Source organism: Paenibacillus sp. CH40, assembly GCF_024213605.1.
In the GTDB taxonomy this organism is placed as follows: Bacteria; Bacillota; Bacilli; order Paenibacillales; family Paenibacillaceae; genus Paenibacillus; species Paenibacillus polymyxa_B.
The window spans coordinates 858923-880286 of record NZ_JANAVQ010000001.1 but is presented as its reverse complement, the minus strand read 5'-3'; the positions used below and the strand labels follow the sequence as shown (position 1 = coordinate 880286).

22 protein-coding genes are annotated in these 21364 nt (G+C 45.0%); 4 read left to right on the top strand and 18 right to left on the bottom strand.

Features of this window, described 5'->3' with window-relative positions; genetic code table 11:
- Positions 1 to 112: 112 nt before the first annotated feature.
- A complete protein-coding gene (locus tag NLX73_RS03725) occupies positions 113 to 1309 on the bottom strand; it encodes an endonuclease Q family protein (RefSeq protein WP_254325386.1) in 1197 nt (398 codons plus the stop codon).
- 4 nt (positions 1310 to 1313) lie between these two features.
- Positions 1314 to 1925: an NUDIX domain-containing protein gene (locus tag NLX73_RS03720; RefSeq protein ID WP_061829249.1), complete on the bottom strand. Its 612-nt coding sequence runs from the start codon at positions 1923 to 1925 to the stop codon at positions 1314 to 1316.
- A gap of 125 nt (positions 1926 to 2050) precedes the next feature.
- Between NLX73_RS03720 and mciZ the strand changes: the two genes are divergently transcribed.
- Complete coding sequence (mciZ, locus tag NLX73_RS03715) at positions 2051 to 2194, top strand: Z-ring formation inhibitor MciZ (RefSeq protein WP_076159536.1); 144 nt, start codon at positions 2051 to 2053, stop codon at positions 2192 to 2194.
- 71 nt (positions 2195 to 2265) lie between these two features.
- Here mciZ and NLX73_RS03710 read toward each other — a convergent pair whose 3' ends face one another.
- Entirely contained in the window at positions 2266 to 3399 is a 1134-nt protein-coding gene (locus tag NLX73_RS03710) for a tripeptidase T (RefSeq protein WP_039270980.1), read from the bottom strand.
- Positions 3400 to 3484: 85 nt separating this feature from the next.
- Here NLX73_RS03710 and prli42 point away from each other — a divergent pair, with 85 nt between their 5' ends.
- The gene (gene prli42, locus NLX73_RS03705; protein ID WP_023989226.1) at positions 3485 to 3589 is read left to right on the top strand and encodes a stressosome-associated protein Prli42; all 105 of its coding nucleotides are present in this window, start codon (positions 3485 to 3487) and stop codon (positions 3587 to 3589) included.
- Positions 3590 to 3709: 120 nt separating this feature from the next.
- Here prli42 and lipB read toward each other — a convergent pair whose 3' ends face one another.
- The 6 genes from lipB to NLX73_RS03675 all read right to left on the bottom strand — a co-directional run bounded on the left by lipB (position 3710) and on the right by NLX73_RS03675 (position 9873).
- Positions 3710 to 4408, bottom strand: a complete 699-nt coding sequence (lipB, locus tag NLX73_RS03700) for a lipoyl(octanoyl) transferase LipB (RefSeq protein ID WP_039270978.1) — start codon at positions 4406 to 4408, stop codon at positions 3710 to 3712.
- Between the two features lie 45 nt (positions 4409 to 4453).
- Positions 4454 to 5845, bottom strand: a complete 1392-nt coding sequence (locus NLX73_RS03695) for a dihydrolipoamide acetyltransferase family protein (protein ID WP_254325385.1) — start codon at positions 5843 to 5845, stop codon at positions 4454 to 4456.
- Positions 5846 to 5933: 88 nt separating this feature from the next.
- The gene (locus NLX73_RS03690) at positions 5934 to 6920 is read right to left on the bottom strand and encodes an alpha-ketoacid dehydrogenase subunit beta (RefSeq protein ID WP_039270974.1); all 987 of its coding nucleotides are present in this window, start codon (positions 6918 to 6920) and stop codon (positions 5934 to 5936) included.
- A gap of 2 nt (positions 6921 to 6922) precedes the next feature.
- Complete coding sequence (locus NLX73_RS03685; RefSeq protein ID WP_025723034.1) at positions 6923 to 7951, bottom strand: thiamine pyrophosphate-dependent dehydrogenase E1 component subunit alpha; 1029 nt, start codon at positions 7949 to 7951, stop codon at positions 6923 to 6925.
- A 140-nt stretch (positions 7952 to 8091) separates the two neighbouring features.
- Positions 8092 to 9513 carry a dihydrolipoyl dehydrogenase gene (gene lpdA, locus NLX73_RS03680; RefSeq protein WP_134904810.1) on the bottom strand — a complete coding sequence of 474 codons (1422 nt, stop codon included), beginning with the start codon at positions 9511 to 9513 and terminating at the stop codon, positions 8092 to 8094.
- Between the two features lie 126 nt (positions 9514 to 9639).
- The gene (locus NLX73_RS03675; RefSeq protein ID WP_013310799.1) at positions 9640 to 9873 is read right to left on the bottom strand and encodes a hypothetical protein; all 234 of its coding nucleotides are present in this window, start codon (positions 9871 to 9873) and stop codon (positions 9640 to 9642) included.
- Between the two features lie 208 nt (positions 9874 to 10081).
- On the opposite strand from NLX73_RS03675, the gene NLX73_RS03670 reads away from it, so the two are divergent.
- Positions 10082 to 10678, top strand: a complete 597-nt coding sequence (locus NLX73_RS03670) for a thymidine kinase (RefSeq protein ID WP_023989232.1) — start codon at positions 10082 to 10084, stop codon at positions 10676 to 10678.
- A gap of 171 nt (positions 10679 to 10849) precedes the next feature.
- Positions 10850 to 11626, top strand: a complete 777-nt coding sequence (locus NLX73_RS03665; RefSeq protein WP_254325384.1) for a sporulation protein — start codon at positions 10850 to 10852, stop codon at positions 11624 to 11626.
- A 107-nt stretch (positions 11627 to 11733) separates the two neighbouring features.
- Here NLX73_RS03665 and NLX73_RS03660 read toward each other — a convergent pair whose 3' ends face one another.
- The 9 genes from NLX73_RS03660 to NLX73_RS03620 form a co-directional block, all read right to left on the bottom strand.
- Positions 11734 to 12138 carry a hypothetical protein gene (locus NLX73_RS03660; RefSeq protein ID WP_069289845.1) on the bottom strand — a complete coding sequence of 135 codons (405 nt, stop codon included), beginning with the start codon at positions 12136 to 12138 and terminating at the stop codon, positions 11734 to 11736.
- A 354-nt stretch (positions 12139 to 12492) separates the two neighbouring features.
- Positions 12493 to 12999, bottom strand: coding sequence for a hypothetical protein (locus NLX73_RS03655; protein WP_254325383.1), 507 nt, complete (start codon positions 12997 to 12999; stop codon positions 12493 to 12495).
- A 163-nt stretch (positions 13000 to 13162) separates the two neighbouring features.
- Positions 13163 to 14863, bottom strand: coding sequence for a methyl-accepting chemotaxis protein (locus NLX73_RS03650; RefSeq protein WP_254325382.1), 1701 nt, complete (start codon positions 14861 to 14863; stop codon positions 13163 to 13165).
- Between the two features lie 287 nt (positions 14864 to 15150).
- Positions 15151 to 15900 carry a class I SAM-dependent methyltransferase gene (locus NLX73_RS03645; protein ID WP_254325381.1) on the bottom strand — a complete coding sequence of 250 codons (750 nt, stop codon included), beginning with the start codon at positions 15898 to 15900 and terminating at the stop codon, positions 15151 to 15153.
- 348 nt (positions 15901 to 16248) lie between these two features.
- Complete coding sequence (gene spo0A, locus NLX73_RS03640) at positions 16249 to 17052, bottom strand: sporulation transcription factor Spo0A (RefSeq protein ID WP_023989239.1); 804 nt, start codon at positions 17050 to 17052, stop codon at positions 16249 to 16251.
- Between the two features lie 216 nt (positions 17053 to 17268).
- A complete protein-coding gene (gene spoIVB / locus NLX73_RS03635) occupies positions 17269 to 18429 on the bottom strand; it encodes a SpoIVB peptidase (RefSeq protein WP_254325380.1) in 1161 nt (386 codons plus the stop codon).
- Positions 18430 to 18552: 123 nt separating this feature from the next.
- A complete protein-coding gene (recN, locus tag NLX73_RS03630; RefSeq protein ID WP_028540598.1) occupies positions 18553 to 20271 on the bottom strand; it encodes a DNA repair protein RecN in 1719 nt (572 codons plus the stop codon).
- Positions 20272 to 20329: 58 nt separating this feature from the next.
- Positions 20330 to 20779 carry a transcriptional regulator AhrC/ArgR gene (ahrC, locus tag NLX73_RS03625; protein ID WP_013310809.1) on the bottom strand — a complete coding sequence of 150 codons (450 nt, stop codon included), beginning with the start codon at positions 20777 to 20779 and terminating at the stop codon, positions 20330 to 20332.
- Positions 20780 to 20795: 16 nt separating this feature from the next.
- On the bottom strand, positions 20796 to 21272 hold the full coding sequence (locus NLX73_RS03620) for a hypothetical protein (protein ID WP_254325379.1): 477 nt from the start codon (positions 21270 to 21272) through the stop codon (positions 20796 to 20798).
- Between the last annotated feature and the right edge of the window lie 92 nt (positions 21273 to 21364).

Genomic DNA, 21364 nt, shown 5'->3' with positions numbered 1-21364 from the left:
TAGCTTTCGCTGCAGATCAAACATCACGAATGATGTGCCAGGCCAGCGGCATAGATAATTTATGGTTATGAACAAGCAGACGCTGATATGCCTTTAGAGGGACAAGACTTTACTAGGACTTAGCTATTTTGCCGTATGTTCCACCACCACCGGATACAAGCGACAGTCGCCCCTCGCGTGAAAGCACAATTTGCTCTGCCAGCACTTTTCCGACGACTGCTGCTAACTCCTCCTGTGTAACCTCATGTAAAATATTCATTTCTGTTCCAAATGCAGCCAATAGCTGGTTCAGCTTGGCTTTGCCCAGACCTGGAATAAACTCCAGTGGAATCTGGTAAATGTACGGCGGACGATGGGGCGGAATCATGGGTTGCTCACGGTCGGCAATGCTCCATATTCGATCCAACACACCTCGCACAAGCTTGGTATGACCACAGTCAGGGCAACGTTCATCCGCCATCTGTTGCTCGTCAATAATCGTACCGCAGCTTTGACAGTAAGAACGATGGTATTTGCCCAGTTTCGGATTTAATCCGTAATTGGCACGCACCTGTCGTCCTTCCCGCCGCTCCAAAGCCATTCTGAATTCATCAAAACACGACTTTGCCAGTGATAATTTATTGTATTCTCGTCCGATTTTCCCAAGTGAATGGGCATCTGAATTCGTGAGAAAGCTGAAGCGATCCAGTTCCGAAATCAAACCGGCCATAGACGAATCTGCGCTCAGCCCCAGCTCCACCCCACTGATGAGCTCCATATCCAGCAGTTCCTCCATACGAGCCGCTGAACTGCCGTATATGCCCTTATGAGGAGTAAAGACGTGCGCAGGCACCATAATGCCTCCACGTCCGTAAATTTGCTGTTGCAACTCGCGTGGCGGTACATAGATTCGTTGTGAGCTGAGATTAACATTTTTCATATGCCGGGCCAGCCATTGGGTAAAATCCTCCATCGCCGCCAGATCTGGAAAATAGGCCAGTACGTGCGCCTCAGGACGACCTTCAGCACGTATTTCCAGCTCCGTGCCAAGGAGAATGACCGTATCCCGGTATGCGATACCTCCGCCGCTGATTTCCTTCATTTCACCCGTATGTAAATAGGTACGAATATCCTCCTGTACATTAGGTGCATGGCAGTCAATGATACCGATCAGCCCAATTCCTTTGCGACCGGAGGCTTCCTTAGCTATGTTGGCAAAGGTCAGATCGCGGCTGCCACTAATTTTGACCGGATTTCCCTTCTCTGTCCTGCCAATATGAATATGCAAGTCTGCAAAGTAGTCGTTAAGTTCTACTATATTTTCATCCATACGCTTAGAAGCTCCCTGTAAGTTGGCGGAGTTGCCATGCATAGACGGCCAGAATCGTTTTAGCATCACTAATCCGTCCTTCACGAATGAGCGTCTGTGCTTCTTCCAGCGTCACCTCAAACAGCTCCAGAAATTCATCCTCATCCGGTTCCATCTCACCTAACTCCAGTTCTTCGGCCACATACAGATGAATGATTTCATCCGCAAAGCCAGGAGAGGTATAAAAGGAGTGCAGCAGCTTCAACGACTTAGCAGTATAACCTGTCTCTTCTCTCAGCTCACGCCCCGCTGCTTCCATCGGGTCTTCACCCCGCTCTAGCTTACCTGCAGGAATTTCTACCTCACAGCGCCCCATCGCCTGTCTGTACTGGTCCACGACCAGCATTTTCCCTTCATGTAGTGCCAAAACAGCCACCGCACCTGGATGCTTTACGATCTCACGCTTGCCAGTGGAGCCGTCGGGAAGCTCTACCGTGTCTACCTGTAATGTAATGACCTTTCCCTCAAAGATAGGCTGTGTGGACACGGTCTTTTCCTCCAGCGCAGGATTGGAATAAGGCTTGCGATGTGCATCGTTTGTTGGATTGTTCAATTGTCCGTTCGTTTGCTCGTTCATCGGTAAGTTTCCTCCTTCATATCTATCTTTCTTTATTAATTATCACCAAAGTTAGTCTAACTTGTCCACTTTGTACATATGCTGGTGGTAGAATAACAAACTTCCTGTCCTGAGGAGATGCAGAAATGAAAAGCTACCGTACTGAAAGCACCCTCCATATCGTTGGTAAAGCCTGGCAGATTCAAGCACTCTTGCGTCAATGGCAAAAGGAACATGGCCCTACAGCCACCATCGCTTCGCTAGCTGTTCCAAAAAAGGTTCAGGTCTAAAGACGAAGGAACGCTGTTCCTGTCTTTAACCTGAACCTTTTTTCAGTATGTTGCAAGTGTATAATACAAATTTATTTTGTGGTTTCTTGAATCAGAGCTACGACAACTTCAGCAACCTTCACCAGGTCATCGGCCTTAATCTTTTCCTCTGTTGTATGGATGTTCTGGTAGCCCACAGCCAAATTCACCGTAGGAATTCCAAGCCCGTTGAATACATTAGCATCTGAGCCACCACCGGAATGGAAAGTTGGCGTTGCCAGTCCCAGTCTTTGAATCGCACGCTGAGCAACCTGTACAACTTCATCATGCTCCGTAAAGCTGAATGCCGGATAGATGACTTCACTGCGGAACTCTCCCTGTGCACCAAATTCACGTGTGGTGGTTTCCAGTGCTTCACGCATATGCTGGATTTGATGATTAACCTTTTCTTGCACAATACTACGAGCCTCTGCACGGATCAATACAAAATCGCATACCACATTTGTCGCGCCGCCGCCCTCGAAACTGCCAATGTTAGCGGTCGTTTCCTTATCAATCCGTCCTAGTTTCATTTTAGAAATTGCTTTAGAAGCGACCTGAATGGCACTAATGCCATCTTCGGGATTTACCCCCGCATGAGCGGACTTCCCAGTTATCTTCATTTCAATACGTGCCTGCGTTGGGGCAGCTATACAAATAGAGCCGACCTCACCATTTGAATCCAAAGCATATCCGAAATCAGAATCTAGCACTTCCGGCTTCATCGCCCGTGCACCCATTAATCCAGATTCCTCGCCAGCCGTAATCACGAATTGGATTTGACCATGGGGAATATTCTGCTCGCGCACGACACGAATCGCCTCGAACAAAGCAGCAATTCCCGCCTTGTCGTCAGACCCCAGAATCGTTGAACCGTCACTACGAATCCAGCCATCCTCACCCAACTGTGGCTTAATGCCTTTACCCGGAGTAACGGTATCCATGTGGCAGGTAAAAAACAATTTAGGTGCTTGCTCTACACCTTCCGCTTTCCAGGTGACGATCAGATTGCCTGAGCCATGTCCAGTTCTTTCACGAGAATCGTCTTCCATTACTTCCAGCCCGAGTGCATTAAACTTTTCTTTTAGAACACGTGATATTTCCTGCTCATTTTTCGTTTCGCTATCCACCTGTACGAGTTCCATAAATTCCTGTACGATTCGGTCTTTTACTACTTTTACTGTCATTAAACTTTCCTCTCTTTCCCGATTACGCTACAATACGGATAGATGTTCTTATCTATGACTTAAACCTATCCTAAAGGAGTTACACATGTCGAACAAAAAATGGGTTCGTTTTTTCGTCTACATTATGCTCGCAGCTATGATTGGTTCTACGCTGTTCATGGTAATTGAGCCGTTTATTATGCCACTATAATAAATTACCGCTCAAGGTATCCGGCTGCTCTAAGGCACTATTGAAGCCTTGAAGTGGACGAGCTGTTACGTAAAGCAAACAGGCGGGCTTCCGTGTAGATACACAATAGCCCGCCTTACTTTATTGGAAAGAATGCGTTTGCCATTGCGCAACAAATGAAAATTGCTGTTCAAAGTACGGTACAATTTCCTTCGCAATCTGCTCCACCGATATAGGCTTCTGTATGCAGTCCTCCAATGATGTCACACCGTATTCCTGAATTCCGCACGGGACAATACCCTCAAAGCCCTCATGCTGTATCCCTGATTTGATGTTAAAGGCAAAGCCATGGCTGGTTACGAAGCCCCGACGGTGCTTACACTTGTTAAATTTGACGCCAATGGCCGCAATTTTAAGATTCCCGATCCATACCCCCGTATATTCAGGCTTACGGCTTCCTTCAACTCCATAAGATGCCAACAACCGGATGATCACTTCTTCCAGACTTCGAAGGTATCCGTGCAGATTCAGCGCCTCCCGGTTGCCGAGCATAAGTAGAGGATATCCGACAAGCTGCCCCGGCCCATGATATGTAATATCTCCCCCACGGTCAATCTGAAAGACGCTGATTCCCTGCTCCTTCAGTTGCTCTGGTGTGAGGAGCAGATGTTCAGGATGCCGCTGAGAACCAATCGTATAGGTCGGCGGATGCTGGAGAAGCATAAGCGTTTCTCTTGCCTCTCCTGCATCCAGCTTTCCCACGATCTCCTTCTGGACATCCCATGCATGGGCATATTCCATCCTATTCGTATAGGTTACATCAAGCGGTCGTCTGTTCACGGCCTGTCACTTCCTCTCCGTACATTTCCCCCACTGTTCGGATGATTAGTACAGCTTCGTATCTAAGGTGTAGCCTTCTAGATTTTCTTTAACCCGTTGCAAGAATCGTCCGCAAATCACCCCGTCCAAAATGCGATGATCCAGCGACAAGCACAAATTAGCCATCGAGCGGACCGCAATCATATCATCAATAACCACGGGTCTTTTGACAATGGATTCAAAGGTAAGAATTGCAGCCTGCGGATAATTAATCACCGGATAAGATAAAATTGAACCAAAGGAGCCTGTGTTGTTTACAGTGAACGTTCCGCCTTGCATGTCGTCCAGTTTGAGCGTGCCTTCCCGGGTTTTACGTGCCAAATCGTCAATTTCACGAGCTAATCCAGCAATATTTTTCTGATCCGCTTTTTTAATAACAGGGGTTAGAACGGAGTCCTCCGTACCTACGGCTAGCGAAATATTGATGTCTCTTTTGACGATAATTTTGTCCACTGCCCAGACCGAATTCATAATCGGATATTCCTTGATTGCATTCACGACTGCTTTCATGAGGAAAGCCAGATACGTAATGTTAATGCCTTCTTTTTGCTTAAATTCGTTTTTGATCTTGTTGCGGAGCATCACCAGGTTGGTCACATCCACCTCAATCGTCGTCCAAGCATGTGGAATTTCGGAAACGCTTTGTCGCATATTGCGAGCAATTGCACTGCGAATGGGTGTAACATCAATAAAATACTCGGATCTGTTATTGTTGCCACCCTCAACTTCGATCACAGGGGCTTTTGGAGCCTCCGTCAAATGAATCCCACTGTTACGAACCGGAATAGCAGGGTCCATATTTTGAATCGGTGTACCTTGCTGAGTGGCAGACTGCTGTCTTCCTGCAAAAGGAGAGCCTTGTCCTGATGTCGTCGCAGTCGGCTGTCCAGATACTCCAGTAGGAGCAGAACCGCCCTGCTGCACATAATTCAGCACGTCTTTGCGGGTAATTCTTCCCCCCATGCCCGTGCCTGGTACTTGGCTTAAGTCCACATTATGCTCAGCAGCCAGGGTTTGCACCGCTGGGGAAAAACGTCCTCTCATGGACTGATCCGATCCAGCACTCTGCTGAGATTGTGTTTGTACGGTACTTTGAGATGCTGGTGCAACAGGTGTCGCCCCTGATGCCGCCGCAGGTGCAGCCGACTTCGTCTGGATACGGCAAATCAACTCTCCTACCGCTACTGTCTGACCTTCCTCTGCCAACAGATCACCCATAATGCCGTCCAACGTGGATGGGATTTCTGCATTCACTTTATCTGTAATAACCTCGCAAATCGGCTCGAATTGCTCTACCGTTTCACCAGGTTGTTTAAGCCATTTGGCAATTGTCGCCGATACGAGCGATTCTGCCAATTGTGGCATGGTCACGTCGTTCCATTGTGTTTGGTCTGACATTTTTTCAACTCCTTAACATCATAGGAGGGCGCGTTTTTCCGCTACCCCCGCTATACTTTTGGAATGCTTTCGTCCAATCTGCCCTATATTAATACATTGCAAGACGGCGCATGGCTTCCTTAACTTTATCCTTGTTTAACATATAAAACTTCTCCATCGGTGGACTGATCGGCATGGCTGGTACATCAGGAGCACATAGACGCTCAATCGGCGCATCCAGCTCGAACAGACACTCCTCATTAATAATAGCCGATACCTCGGCACCGATGCCGCCCGTTTTGTTGTCCTCATGCACGATTAATACCTTACCTGTATGTCGTGCAGCCTCAACAATGGCTTCGCGGTCCAGCGGTTGGAGTGTGCGCAAATCCACAACATGTGCGGTAATGCCTTCTTCCTTCTCCAATTCCTCAGCAGCCTGCATGACAAAATGCAAAGGCTGGCTATAACCGATGACCGTAATATCGTCACCCTCACGTAATAGATTAGCCTTGCCAATCGGAACGATATAATCATCCTCAGGCACTTCACCCTTGATCAGCTTGTAGGATTTTTTATTTTCAAAAAACAGCACCGGATCAGGGTCACGAATGGCTGCTTTCAGCAATCCTTTTGCGTCATAAGGGGTAAAGGGAGCAACAATTTTCAAACCCGGCGTACCAAAAAAGATCGATTCTGGACACTGAGAGTGATACAAACCGCCAAAGATCCCACCACCGATTGGCGCGCGGATTACCACAGGACAGTTCCAATCGTTGTTAGAGCGGTAGCGGATTTTAGCAGCTTCACTAATAATCTGATTGGTCGCCGGAAGCATGAAGTCCGAATATTGCATTTCGGCAATCGGCTTCATTCCGTACATGGCCGCACCAATCGCAACCCCGGCAATAGCCGACTCAGCCAATGGCGTATCCATGACACGTTGCTCACCGAATTGGTCCATAAGCCCCTTTGTCGTTGTAAAGACGCCGCCCTTCACCCCGACATCCTCACCTAATACAAAAACCGTTTCATCCTGCTCCATCTCTTCTTTCATGGCAAGACGAATCGCATCAATATATTCCATAATCGCCATCGTTACCGGCCCTCCCCATCGCTATCTGCATACACATGCAGCAGCGTATCTTCGGGCTTTGGAAAAGGCGCTTTATCTGCATATTCAATCGCTTCCTTGACTTCGAGCAGCAGCTCAGCCGACAGATCCGCATCCTTGGCCTCATCCCAAATGCCGCATTCGATCAAGTAGCTTTTCATACGGGCTACGCCATCCTTGGCCCAGTTCTCATCCACTTCTTCCTTGGTCCGATAAGCCAGATCATTATCCGAGGTGGAGTGAGGAGACAGTCGGTACATCATGGCTTCGATCAGCGTAGGACCTTCACCGCGGACAGCACGTTCGCGTGCTTCCTTCACCGCCGCATATACCGCCAATGCATCATTACCATCGACTCGAATCCCTGGAAATCCATATCCCAAAGCACGGTCGCTTACCTTGCCTGCCAACTGTTTATGAATCGGAACCGATATCGCATATTGATTGTTCTCGCACATAATGATGACTGGCAGCTTTTGTACACCAGCAAAGTTACAGCCTTCGTGAAAATCTCCCTGATTGCTGGAGCCTTCTCCAAACGTAACAAACGATACAAAATCCTTTTTCTGCATTTTGGCAGCCAAAGCTACACCTACTGCATGCGGAACCTGTGTTGTTACTGGGCTGGAGCCTGTCACAATACGCAGCCGTTTACTACCAAAATGTCCTGGCATCTGGCGACCACCGCTATTGGGATCATCTGCTTTAGCAAATGCCGACAGCATCAGTTCGCGCGGCGTCATTCCTACCGCAAGCACGAATCCATAATCCCGATAATAGGGAAGAAAATAGTCCTTTTCCCGGTCAAGACCGAAAGCTGCACCTACTTGTGCCGCCTCCTGTCCAATGCCAGAAACGTGGAAATTAATTTTCCCTGCCCGTTGCAGGAGCATGTTGCGCTCGTCAAATCTTCTTGCGAGCAACATATATCTGTACATATCAATAACTTGTCCGTGAGTAAGTCCCAGCTGTTCATGTCTGAAGCCAGCGTCTACAGCGCCTTTAGAACTCATTGAGGCACCTCCTTAAGTGTCAAACATCCTACTTCCAGTACCTAGTACCATCTTGTCTTAAAACCTGGTACTAAACTCTGACTAACCCCATTATAATCCTTTTCTCCCCAAAAAGAAAAGCACCGATTTATTTGAAACGTTTATATGCCAATCGCCTGTCCATCAACGGCCAGCATCGCTTCTCCCAAAATCTCCGACAACGTCGGATGCGGATGAATAAGCTGTCCGACTTCCCACGGCGTAGCATCCAGCAGTTGCGCAAGAGCCGCCTCGCTGATCAGGTCCGTCACATGCGTACCGATCATATGTACACCGAGAATATCATTGGTCTTCTCGTCGGCCACTACTTTGACGAAGCCGTCCCGACTGCCGTATACTAGCGATTTTCCGATAGCTTGAAAAGGGAACTTCCCTGTCTTCACCTGATGTCCACGCTCGCGGGCTTCTTGCTCCGTTAAGCCGACGCTTGCGGCTTCAGGACGTGTATAAATACACCGCGGAATCAGATGGTTAGGTACACTGTGAAAATCTTCGCCTGCCAGATGATGAACCGCCTGCAAACCTTCATGGCTCGCTGCATGCGCCAGTTGTAAGCCGCCGATGCAATCCCCAATGGCGTAAATATGTGGTTCATTCGTCTGCAAATGTTCATTAACTGAGATAAAGCCACGCTCTACGCGGATATCCGTATTTTCCAGCCCGATATTTTCCACATTTGCCTGACGCCCTACAGAAATGAGCAGTTTGGAAGCGCTGAGGGTTTCGGTTTCTTCCCCTTTTTGCACGTCAATCTGCACACCTTCCTCATCTTTGCCGTATGTTTTAGCCAGCACTTGTGAACCCGTCAGCACCTTGACACCACGTTTGGTTAACAAGCGCTGCATTTCACGCGAAACGTCTTCGTCTTCAGTGGGAATAAGTCGATTCGCAGCTTCAACCACCGTAACCTCCACGCCAAAATCATTTAGCATGGAAGCCCACTCCACGCCAATAACACCACCGCCCACGATAATCAGGGATGCTGGCAGCTCTTCCATCGTTAACGCTTCGTCACTGCTCAGAATAAATTCGCCATCTGGCTCTAGTCCGGACAGCACACGCGGGCGTGATCCTGTTGCAATAATGAGATGTGCAGGAACAATCGTTTCCATCTCACCATCTTCTAGTTCCACGGCAACTGCCCCGCTTTTTGGAGAAAATATAGACGGACCAATCACGCGTCCCTTACCGCTCAGTACCGTAATTTTATTTTTACGCATCAAAAATTGAACGCCCTGATGCAGCTGTTCCACAACGGCTTCCTTACGTTCCTGAACCTTGGGAAATACAAGCTGTGCTCCCGATGTCTCGATACCGTATTGTGCACTTTCTTTAATCGTGGCATATACTTCCGCACTGCGTAGCAAGGCCTTACTCGGAATGCAACCACGGTGCAGACAGGTTCCGCCAAGCTTGTCCTTTTCGATGATAACCACTTCTTTGCCTAGCTGGGCGGCACGAATGGCTGCTACATACCCCCCGGTTCCTCCACCCAAAATAGCGACATCACAATGTATAGTCATGTTTCTCCTCCATTAACAATTGATTATATATAGCTTATTGTACTCTCTTTATTTCACTGTACAAAATATAGCGTTTAGGCATAGGCAACAAAAAAGCTAACCCTTTAATCCAGATATCTTTCCATATCATTCATACAGTGCATCTCGTAATTTGGTAGACATCCTTGGACTTTGTGCTGATTTGGCTCGCAGCGCCTTGCGAAATGATTCATTTTGCTTGCGCAGAAAGTTCAGCTCTGTCTCCAGCTCAGTGATGAGTTCTAGAGCTTGCGGGCTGATCAGCCCTTGCTCCAGTAATGCTCCTTTTTTGGCACTATAATCCGTATTTTTTTCGTCCATGCCTTTCACTCTTCCCTTCATTCCACTACGCTTCACCATATCATGCCCGCGGCGGCAGAGCAATGACGACCACATTTACGTTTTAGGAATGGACATACAAAAACATGTCGAAAATCAATATATTTTCTCTAGTCTGTATACGGCTGGTTATGGTAATCTATAATGGCGTTTTCTTTCGGAGAAGAAGATTTACAGTGTTATGTACATGTTACAGAGAGGGGAATTCGCTTTGCCTACAGGACGAATTACGATTATTACAGGCCCCATGTTCAGTGAAAAATCCGGCGAATTGATTCGCCGCTGTCAAAAACTAATCCAATACGGGCATCGTAAAGTGGTAGCTTACAAACCCGCTGAAGATAACCGCTATGCCGAGGACGAAATAGTAAGCCGGATCGGATATCGGCTGCCCGCTATCTCTATCCCAAGAAAACTTACAGATGAGCTCGTTCAGCGTATTTTGCAAGAAACAAAAGATGCCGACGTGGTTGCCTTTGACGAAGTCCAGTTTTTCAGTCGTCACATTATGTCGCTTGTACAAGAGCTAGCTTATTGCGGCAAGCATGTAATTGCCGATGGGCTGAATCTGGATTATCGAGGCAAGGAGTTCGGCTATGTCGGTGGTCTGCTCGCCATGGCGGATGACATCGAGAAGCTGACTTCCTTTTGCGCTGTATGCGGTAGCTCGGAAGCAGTATTTACGCAACGTATGGTAAATGGTAAACCTTCCACTGTGGGACCTATTGTGATGATCGGCGACTCTGAGGCTTATGAGCCTCGTTGTCGAAATTGCTTTATACCTCCTCATAAAGTGAACTGCGATTAGTGGACAGATAGCTCGACAAGCTGCAATATGCCTACGTGAGTACCAGTGACTTTTTTCTTGCATTTTTTTGGAACGAATCGAACCATTGCCCCGTATATCCGGTTAAGCTGTACAAGTTTTTAGTTTTCGTTTGTATATCATGACCATGAGATTATCTGGGGGGACGGAATAATGAGTTTTTTTAACAAAATCTTAGCAAGCGCAGGAATCGGTTCAGCTAAAGTCGATACGCTGGTGGATCAAGCTGTATATGTGCCTGGGGAAGAACTTAGTGGCATCATGCGCATCAAAGGCGGCAAAATTGATCAGGAAATCGGTAAAATTGACATCGAGCTCAAGACTGAATATATCGTGGAGCACGATGATAAAAAAACTATCAGCACCTGCTGCATTGCACGGATTAAGGTATCTGACGGCTTTCAACTAGAACAAGGACAGGAGCTTGAAATTCCTTTTTCCTTCAGATTGCCGTTGGAAACTCCTGTTACTCACGCCAAACAGCCCGTCTGGCTGGAAACAGCATTAGATATTGGCATGGCTTTGGACCCGACCGATCGTGATTCACTCAAAATCGAGCCACATCCCTATATGAATACAGTGTTTGAGGCGGTTCACCTGTTGGGCTTCCGATTCCGCTCCTCCACCTGCGAACGTCATCCTAAGCTGGGACGCGGCGTTCCGTACGTACAGGAATTTGAATTTACGCCCGGATCAGAATATGCACGTGATATCGAGGAGCTGGAGCTGGTTATGCAGTTGGAACCCGAGGGTGTGCATGTGCTTGTAGAAGTAGACCGCAGGGGCAGAGGGTTATCTGGTTGGCTTGAGACTGCATTTGATATGGATGAGCGTCATGCCTGGTTGAGTTTAAGCCGGGAAGAGCTCTCCTATGGACCCGATCACATAGCGGATGCACTCGAGGAACTAATTGACAGGCAAATTAGATAACAATGTAAAATACAAACAAAAAACTCCTAACCAATTTACTACATCGGTTGGGAGTTTTTATTAATTAAAAGAATTCTTTAATGATGGTCCTCAATCGTCTGTATAGACTAAAGTGGCAACATATCCTGTCTTTCCGCCTTATGCTTACACTCTTTGCATACCCCATACAGCGATCCATTGTCATCCGCATAGAAGGTTAATTTGTCTTCTTTTTTACAAAAGGAGCATTTTTGCTTGCCTGTGCCCTGGATAGAGTCAGACAGTCCAAATCCAGTTTGGGCCTGAATACCTGCTGATTTTGTATTTGCGCGTGGACCGAAAGACACTTTAGACTTAGATTCATTACCGGTACGGGATTGTCGAGCGGACTTACGAGGACGAAATTCAACGACATTACTGCCCCGCTGTTCATTCAATTGTTTGTTGCTGCTGCGACTACGCCTTACTTTAACAATCCAACCCAATGCCACCAACAACACGCCGAAGAACACCCAAGTCAGACTATTCCACATGCTCTCATTCCCGCCTTTGCTTTAGAATCAATTGGGTTAATACCACTAGCCCGTTCAATGCGATGACTTAGCCTATAGCTTTATTCATTGAAATATACCCGTGTATACAGCCTCTGTGCTGTTCATCCGATTGTCTCCATATAAAAATCGTACCCTCCCGTGCAACATCTGACTCGCCTCTAACTGAGCATATTAGGTAAATCATCTTTTCCTGAGGAGTACATTGACCCGTTTTACAAATTGTACATCATCCTTTTGAAAAACGATAATATCCCCTCTATGAAGATCGTTCTCCTTATCATAATGCTTATCTACTGCCCAATGGTGAGAATAAAAATGGCCCAGATGGCTACATTACTCCCCTTGATAATAAAAATCAATGAATCTTTTCGTTAACGGATTAAACTTATCAAAGCGTTTGCGGTGCGGTAAAAAGCCTGACTTATGTACTTGTTCTGCTAGTGTTTCTACATGTTCAAATCGCTTGAAAAAGGGCAACGCGAAAGTGTAAATATCTTCAATAATCTCTTGGATCACTCGTTCTCTTTCAGCTTCTGTGGACACAAGGTAATCCCTGTTTTCCGTATATTTCTTGGTGAGAGTAATCAACTCACTGTGAAAACAAGCGCCAGTACTATACTTCTGTTTTATTCTTTTGGATTCTACGATAATATAAACTTTTAATGCACCATATTTAGTCGCACCAAAACTAATTTCAAATATAAATTCCTTGGTTTCTTTTTTCAAAACTTTTCTGCTTTTCAGATATTTAAAATCACTCAAAAATGGTGTAGCTATGATTTTGTCTATCGCTAACTGACGTAGTTCACTTGCTTTAAGTTCAGTCTTATTATCCATCATGTCACTCCAACCCAAAGAATTTCACACCATTATATCATATCGTTCCAATTACAGGCTCCTCATATCTCCACCCTTTAATCATAATATATTAATAAAAAATAGAAAAAAAGCCGCTCACAATAGAGCAGCTAGTCCCTCTGAAACATAAAAAGCAGTATACGAATTATACTTTGAATTTACCAATTTGCCCTTGCAGGTCTTCTGCCATTTTGGACAGATTTCTTGCAGAAGAGGCAATTTCCTCCATGGATGCCAGCTGTTCCTGAGTTGCGGCAGATACGTGTTGTGTCCCTGCTGCGGCTTCCTCAGCAATCGCTGAAATTTGTCTGACAAAACCAACAATCTCATCAGTACTTGCAGACATTTGTTCTGATCCGGCAGAAACCTCTTCAATTTCACTGGCCACTTTATTTACAGTTTCCTGAATTAATTCAAAGGATGCGCCTGCATTTTGTACAACTTCACGACCTGTCATGACATCCTTCCCGTTGGACGCTACCGCCTCAATAGCATGGGTAGTATCCTTTTGAATCAATCCCACAAGCTCCGTAATTTGTTGAGCAGAATGTGCCGATTGTTCAGCCAACTTGCGAACTTCGCCTGCAACTACAGCAAATCCGCGACCATGTTCTCCTGCACGGGCCGCTTCAATCGCAGCGTTCAAGGCAAGAAGGTTGGTCTGACTAGAAATATTGGTGATAACATCAATGATCTTGCCAATTTCGTCTGAGCGCTCTCCCAATCCAGCCATGAGATCTGCCAATCCATTCATCGAATCATTTACGGCATTCATCTGCGTAACTGCCTGTTGAATCATCTGGTTACCTTCAGCCGATTTATGGGCCGCATCTTGCGCAGATGCGAATACATTTTGCGCGCGGATGGCGATTTGCTCAACACCGATAGACATTTCCTCAATAGCTTGGGACGATTTCGTCACCATATCTACCTGGTCTCCTGTTCCAGTAGCTACTTCTTGCACCGTTTCGGTTATTTGTGCAGACGCTTGGCTATTTTGCTCTGCGCTGGCCGTCAATTCTTCTGAGGAAGTGGTTACCAACTCAGTCGTCTTACTCACAGATTGAATCAGTTCACGAAGGTTCTCAACCATGACATTGAAGGAATGTGCCAACGTACTGATCTCGTCCTTGCCCTTCACAATGATAGCCTCACTTGTAAGATCACCCGATGCAATACTTTCAGCAGCACGACTGATTCGCAAGATAGGTTTAGAAATAATTTGGGCTATGATGATTGCCATGATCAATGCTAATATAACGGCTGCTATACTCAAAACGATGACCAATTGTCTCCCTGAAATAAAGTTGTCAACAGCTTCCTTCGTAGTCTGTTTAGATCCATCTGCATTCAATTTAATGAGCTGACTGATCATATCGTTTGAACTATACCATAACTTATAGGACTCTTGATGAAGGATGCTTGATTGAGTGTAATCATTAGCTTTCCCCGCTTCAATCATTTCTGGCAACTTATTCAAATACTCCGTATAATTCTTGGAGAATTCTTCATACATTTCACGTTCTTTAGGGGTAGCAATTAAGTTTTCGTATGTTTTTCGGCCGTCCTCAACCTTTTTTAAAACCTTATCATATTCGGCCTGAACCTTCTTCATTTCCTCTGGGTCACGCTCTACAATAATGTTTAATGAAATCCGCTCTACATCAGATATATCACCATTTAGGGTCCCCAGGATGGTCACACTTGGCATCCAATGGCTATCAATTGCCATCGAAGTGTCGCCTAAATTTTTCATTTTTGAGATAGATGTTGTACTAATGACAATCAATAATATTATTACCGCAAGAAAACCCAATATCAATTTTGTTCGAATGTTAAATTTCATATATTCGCTCCTCAGTTCTCTTTATATTAGATACTATATCGACAAGAAACGACACATTGTTTATATCAAATTTAAAGACAATTTCAGAACTGTTTACTAAAGGAAAATTTTTCATTGTGAAAGTTAGTGCAACTGATTCAGGTTTATTTTATAAACAGTGTGAAGGGTATTATGTCTCATAATTCCCAATGGATCTGCCATTTAGCGAGGGAGATGCTGAAAATCTTTATTCACTCATTCCATCAAACTTAAAAAAGGATACCCAAAAACGGGTATCCCTTTATGTTTTACTTCCTAGCAATCACCATAAATCGTTCTGAATTTGTCCTTATTCCTAATTCGGTTTGATTGTCCAAAATAAATTGTTGGAGTATTTGAAAATCAATTTCTTCTTCTCCGAAGTTAGGAATAATTGGTGTGTGTTTCAAGAGAAATATTAAGTCTGCAGGAGTCTGATAATATTCGGTTGCATTGAATTCAAATGACTGTATGTCCTTAAAGCCCGCGTCACTTAATTCGGTAATATATTGAGCTTTTAACGAGTCTTTCTTAGCACCCCATGCCTGTCCTCTTCCAAACGCTTCTTTAATATTTAATTTGTCGTTTTCACTTACTTGCTGTGTCAGGAACATACCACCCTTTACTAACACCTTTGCTATTTCTTTTGCATAAAAACAAGAATGTCTAGAAGAGATTACATTAAAGAAATTCTCAGGAAAATTTAGATTTTCAGCATCCATCTGGAGAAAACGAACATTTGCTATGTCTGATTCAGCAGAATTCTTGGTTGCTGTTTCAATCATTCCAGTGGAATGGTCAATCCCAACTAGAAGTAATGCAGAGTCTGCTATTGATAAAATTGCTTCCCCGCCGCCAGTACCGATGTCAAGCAATATATCGGATTTCTTGCATGTCTTCGCTACTTCATTGTAGAAGTCCCATTTTACTCCTTCGGAGATACATTTCACATGGCTGAAATTCCAGCCGTTGATTTTTCCAATCTTATTATAAAACTCTTTATACTCTATTGAATTCATTTTCTTTCCACCTTCCAATTAAGGATAAATACTACGGGATAGCAGACCGATATCATTCAGTATTTTAACAACTTTCTCCCTTAATAAAACGATCACTGATAGCATGAAAATGATGATAATTGAAGAAAACTTTAAATTGTCCAATTGAAATTCAAAATCGTTCATAAAAAATACCGCTCCTTTACTGGTTCTTGGAAGAACCAATAAATAGGCGGTATTAGTTGTCTACTATTCAGAAGTTTATCGGATCGGGTCGGCAGTTTTAGAAATTAGTAGCCATCCCTGCAATTATCATTGATAAACGTAAAAGCACAAAAATCCCTTGCTTTCTCAATCATTCTGATCCTTTCAGGACACCTTGTTCTCAATTCTCAGCTTATCTGCTACCATCGCTATAAATTCACTATTGGTTGGTTTGGACTTACTGATATTAATGGTGTACCCGAACAGGTGTGAAATGCTGTCGATATTTCCACGGGTCCATGCTACCTCGATAGCATGACGAATGGCGCGTTCTACGCGAGATGCCGTCGTTTTGAACTTTTCGGCGATTGCCGGATATAACGTTTTGGTGATGGCTCCCAAAATTTCGATATTATTGTACACCATCGTAATGGCTTCGCGTAAATATTGATAGCCCTTGATGTGAGCTGGTACACCAATTTCATGTATGATGGCCGTGATACTGGCATCTAGGTTTTTCGTCTTACCCATAGGTACAACGTTGGACCGCATGGATGAAATGGTCACCGGACTGCTGCTAACTAACTGCGGCCCCACTAATTGGCGAACACGGTTAGCCAGCACTTCCATGTCAAACGGCTTCAAAATATAATAAGATGCCCCGAGCTGTACGGCCCTCTGTGTAATATTTTCTTGACCGAATGCAGTCAGCATAATGATTTTCGGCTGTGGAGTCAGGTTCATTTCTCTTAAACGCTCCAATACACCGAGACCATCCAGATGAGGCATAATAATATCTAAAATAAGTACATCAGGTATGTTGCGGGATTCTGCGATGCGTTGGAGCACTTCTTCGCCGTTATAGGCGATTCCTGTAACTTCCATATCCTCCTGATCGGAAATATATTCAGCAAGCAAATTCGTAAATTCCCGGTTGTCATCAGCCAACAATACCTCAATTTTTTGCAATGTACTTCCTCCTCATTGAGTGATATTCCATTGTGATATCTGTTTACAGTATATAAATATTTCTTGTCGGAGTATATGATTTCGACATCGAATTATGAATTCCTTCTGTCGAAAATTATTTTTATTTATTTTTTTTATAGTTTCTATTATAATTGATTCTTTATCTTGCAAATATGAGTTATTCCCCTGCTTTTCGACAAAAAAATCTTAAGGCCACTAGCTCGCCTTAAGATTAGAAGATGATTTCAAGCTTACGTTATTCTGCATGATTCCTGCATCGCGCAGCATCCATTCGATAAAACAACCGTAACCTGATTTAGGATCATTCACAAATACATGTGTCACAGCCCCGATAAGCTTACCATTTTGAATAATCGGACTACCGCTCATTCCTTGCACGATTCCCCCGGTCTTATCCAGCAGTTTTGGATCTACAATGCGAATCACAAGTCCTTTGGTTGCTGGTTTGTCCTGCTGAGAAATGTGTACAATTTCCGCCTGAAACCGCTGAATTTGTTGACCTTCCAGTACAGTCAAAATTTCTGCAGGTCCTTCTTTTACTTCATCCGCAAGAGCCACCGGAATAGGAGTTGAATACAATCCATATTGCGGCTCATCTGACATTTTTCCAAAAATTCCGAAATTCGTATTTCGTTCAATATTTCCTAATACCCGATGATCTTTGAGAAAATGAGCGCGTTTTTCTCCTGGTTCCCCACTTTGACTTTTCGCAATTGACGTCACATTGGACTGCACAATCTCTCCGCTCCCCACGACAATAGGGGTTTGGGTATTCATATCGGTAATTACGTGGCCCAATGCCCCGTATACACCCTGGTCCGGTGCGTAAAACGTTAATGTACCTACACCTGCAGCCGAGTCTCTAATGTACAACCCAAGCCGCCACGCTTTATCATCTTGATCATATGCTGGTGTTAACTTCGTGGAAATCGTCTGCTCTCCTCGACAAAGTGTAATGTCGAGCGGCTTTTTATTCTTACCTGCTTCGTCTACTACCTCAGCAACCCTTGCCAGGCTATTGAGTGGTTTGCCGTTCATGTGTGTAATCCGATCCCCTAGGCGAATCCCCGCTGTTTCACCAGGTGACACCTTACGATCATTACTTTCCTGAATGATATGGTGACCGACGACAAGCACTCCTGAAGATTTTACTTTGACCCCAATCGTCTGCCCCCCCGGGTATACTTTTAAATCGGGAACTACACTTTCTTGGGTTGTCCTCATGCTTTTAGAGCCGAACAAATCCAAAGAAGCTTGTGGAGGCAGCGCAGCTTGCACATGCTGAGCGTTACCGATAGAACACATAAGAAAAACAAGCAAAAGACCGAGCAATTTGATCCTGGAGTAAAAATTCAATGGCTGTCACGCTCCCTTTGCTTCTTTCGCTTGACGAGTAAAGGTGGTCGCCAATTGCGTACCTATAAGGTAACCTTGCCCCCAGGCTTTTATAACTGTTAAACATTACGCCAGCCGCTCTTTTCAGGCTTTCTTTCCTTCCGCCAAATTCAGCATTTCCTGTGCGTGATGCAAAGTTTTTTCGGTAATTTCCACGCCGCCCAGCATCCGTGCCAATTCCTTGACACGCCCGTCCTCCGTAAGTCCCTCAATTTGAGTCATGGTCCGTCCATCATGGACATTTTTCTCAATAAGGTACTGATGATCTGCCATACATGCCACCTGTGGCAAATGAGTAATGGAAAAGACCTGACAAACGGAAGATAAACGATATAGCTTCTCGGCAATGGATTGAGCTGCACGACCACTCACCCCGGTATCCACCTCGTCAAAAATGAGTACTGGAATTTGATCATGACGCGCAAAAATACTTTTCATCGCCAACATGATACGTGATAGCTCACCGCCTGAAGCGATCTTACCAAGTGGACGTAATGGCTCACCTGGATTGGGGGATATAAGAAATTCCGCATTATCAATGCCCTGCTTGGTAGGTCTTACCTTCAGACCTTTATACTCATATCCGCGTGGATCTTCAATTGGATCAATGCGCACCTTGAGTGACGTTCTTTCCATCTGCAGGTCTTTTAACTCCTGCTCCACTTGCTCTGCAAGCTCTTCAGCACAAATTTCGCGTGCTTCTGTAAGCTCTTCCGAAATCTCAAGCAAATCGGAAAGCAACTCATCCCGTTTTGCAATGAGCTGCTCCAACCGCTCATCTTTATTTTCCAGCAGATCGGTTTCCTGCTCGATACGGCTATAGTATTCCAAAATCTGCTCTATACTATCACCATATTTTCGCTGTAATCCGGTAATTTGATTCAAACGTTGCTCCACTTCATGCAGCTTACCTGGATTAAATTCAATATCCTCACGATAAGAACGTAATTGGAATGCTGCGTCCTCCAACTGGTAAAAAGCAGACTGAATCTGCTCCGCAATGGGCTGAAGGCTTTTGCTGTCATAGCTTTGGACATCGTTTAATCTGGACAACACGTTATTGATCGTATCCAGTCCACCTCTGCCGCTTAGCAGTTCGTATGCTCCTGATATCCCATCCATCATTTTCTCACTATGGGATAGCTTGACCCGTTCCTCTGCCAATAATTCATCTTCTCCCAATTTCAACTCCGCCGCAGCGATCTCTTCTAATTGAAATCGGTACATATCCAAAAGCTGATAAGCCTTTTGACTGGAGCTTTGCAGTTCTCTTACTTCTTTTTCCGCTTTGACAAAAGCATTGTAACGCTCCCGATAAAGCGTTTTGACCGGACCGATGACCGAATCACCGAACGTATCCAGCAGCGCCAGATGGCGATCTGCACGTAGCAGGCTTTGATGCTCATGTTGCCCGTGGATATTGACGAGTTGCTCACCCACCTCACGCAGCATCGTTAAATTAACCATCTGGCCGTTAATTCGCGAAGAGCTTTTCCCTTGAACCGTAAGTTCGCGACGAATCAGCAAATGCTCCTCTGCATTAGCCTTAATCCCTTGTTCCTCAAGTGTATTCCAAACTGGATGTTTTACCGGCAGTTCAAATAAGGCTTCCATCTCTGCTTTATCACAACCGTAACGCACTAAATCAGCAGAGCCCCTACCGCCTGCAATCAGCCCAAGTGCATCGATAATAATGGATTTACCAGCACCTGTTTCCCCGCTCAACACATGAAACCCTTTATAAAAATGAACATCGACGGCCTCTACAACCGCCAAATTCCGTATAGACAATGTGACCAGCATCGTTCTTTCACCTCTATGATGTACAAATTAAAACGCCTAATATACGTAGCCATTATAATTAGGAAATGTAGCCCATAAGACGATTCACGATAGCTTCGCTGTTTTCTTCCGATCGGCAAATAATCAAAATGGTATCATCCCCGCTAATCGTCCCCATGATCTCGGACCATTCAATATTGTCCAATAAAGCAGCAATCGAGTTGGCTGTTCCCGGCAGGCATTTCATCACAATCAGATTGGTTGTGTAGTCAATATGCAAAAAGTTATCGACCAACGTACGTTTCAGTTTCTGGGCCGGATTGTAACGTTGATCTGAAGGCATCGAATATTTATATCTGCCATCGTCCATTGGTACCTTGATGAGCAGCAACTCCTTGATATCACGCGATACGGTCGCCTGCGTGACCTGAAAACCAGCCTTACGCAATGCTTCAACCAGATCATCCTGCGTCTCAATCTCATGTTGTGAGATAATTTCCCTAATTTTAATATGTCGTTGACCCTTCATATAATCCTCCTATGGATTAACCTTCATATTCCTCTTCTTCGAGGTCTTCCACTAATGTAATAAGGCGAATACTTCGCTCGTCCGTATCAACGTACAATACACCCGCGCAACCCGGATAGAGCAATAAGTACGGCATGAGCCTGTCCCTTAAATCAGGACCACTCCACTCCATTGGTTTCTTCCGGCGTGACGTTTTGACCATATATGTCGAACCGTTTCGTACAGCCACGTAGTCTATAAACAAACGGCTATACACGGTATGTCCATTCACTTTAAAAGCAAGCGGTATTTTCATCTTCCCGCCCACTACTTCATAGCCTGCTTCTTCGAGTAGGTCTGTGGCAGGTCCTTCGTCCAAGTCCTCGTTAATCGGTATCGTCTTTAGCACAAGCGGCTCTGGCTCCTTCAACCAGGCACGTAGGCTATACAAAGCCCATATCCCTAATATCACCCCGATCACAGCGATGATAACCGTATCATATCTTGTGTCCATGGACCGATCACCTCAAGGACATATTCTAGGACAAGATGTAAAATCCCTTTTCCTTTGTACATCTCATTATAGGCGAACGTGAGTTCTATAAT

Bases quoted from the DNA above. Each gene is read 5' to 3' on its own strand.
- NLX73_RS03725 (WP_254325386.1), bottom strand. From the start codon at position 1,309: ATGGATGAAAATATAGTAGAACTTAACGACTACTTTGCAGACTTGCAT.
- NLX73_RS03720 (WP_061829249.1), bottom strand. From the start codon at position 1,925: ATGAACGAGCAAACGAACGGACAATTGAACAATCCAACAAACGATGCA.
- mciZ (WP_076159536.1), top strand. From the start codon at position 2,051: ATGAAAAGCTACCGTACTGAAAGCACCCTCCATATCGTTGGTAAAGCC.
- NLX73_RS03710 (WP_039270980.1), bottom strand. From the start codon at position 3,399: ATGACAGTAAAAGTAGTAAAAGACCGAATCGTACAGGAATTTATGGAA.
- prli42 (WP_023989226.1), top strand. From the start codon at position 3,485: ATGTCGAACAAAAAATGGGTTCGTTTTTTCGTCTACATTATGCTCGCA.
- NLX73_RS03695 (WP_254325385.1), bottom strand. From the start codon at position 5,845: ATGTCAGACCAAACACAATGGAACGACGTGACCATGCCACAATTGGCA.
- NLX73_RS03690 (WP_039270974.1), bottom strand. From the start codon at position 6,920: ATGGCGATTATGGAATATATTGATGCGATTCGTCTTGCCATGAAAGAA.
- NLX73_RS03685 (WP_025723034.1), bottom strand. From the start codon at position 7,951: ATGAGTTCTAAAGGCGCTGTAGACGCTGGCTTCAGACATGAACAGCTG.
- lpdA (WP_134904810.1), bottom strand. From the start codon at position 9,513: ATGACTATACATTGTGATGTCGCTATTTTGGGTGGAGGAACCGGGGGG.
- NLX73_RS03675 (WP_013310799.1), bottom strand. From the start codon at position 9,873: ATGAAGGGAAGAGTGAAAGGCATGGACGAAAAAAATACGGATTATAGT.
- NLX73_RS03665 (WP_254325384.1), top strand. From the start codon at position 10,850: ATGAGTTTTTTTAACAAAATCTTAGCAAGCGCAGGAATCGGTTCAGCT.
- NLX73_RS03660 (WP_069289845.1), bottom strand. From the start codon at position 12,138: ATGTGGAATAGTCTGACTTGGGTGTTCTTCGGCGTGTTGTTGGTGGCA.
- NLX73_RS03655 (WP_254325383.1), bottom strand. From the start codon at position 12,999: ATGATGGATAATAAGACTGAACTTAAAGCAAGTGAACTACGTCAGTTA.
- NLX73_RS03650 (WP_254325382.1), bottom strand. From the start codon at position 14,863: ATGAAATTTAACATTCGAACAAAATTGATATTGGGTTTTCTTGCGGTA.
- NLX73_RS03645 (WP_254325381.1), bottom strand. From the start codon at position 15,900: ATGAATTCAATAGAGTATAAAGAGTTTTATAATAAGATTGGAAAAATC.
- recN (WP_028540598.1), bottom strand. From the start codon at position 20,271: ATGCTGGTCACATTGTCTATACGGAATTTGGCGGTTGTAGAGGCCGTC.
- ahrC (WP_013310809.1), bottom strand. From the start codon at position 20,779: ATGAAGGGTCAACGACATATTAAAATTAGGGAAATTATCTCACAACAT.
- NLX73_RS03620 (WP_254325379.1), bottom strand. From the start codon at position 21,272: ATGGACACAAGATATGATACGGTTATCATCGCTGTGATCGGGGTGATA.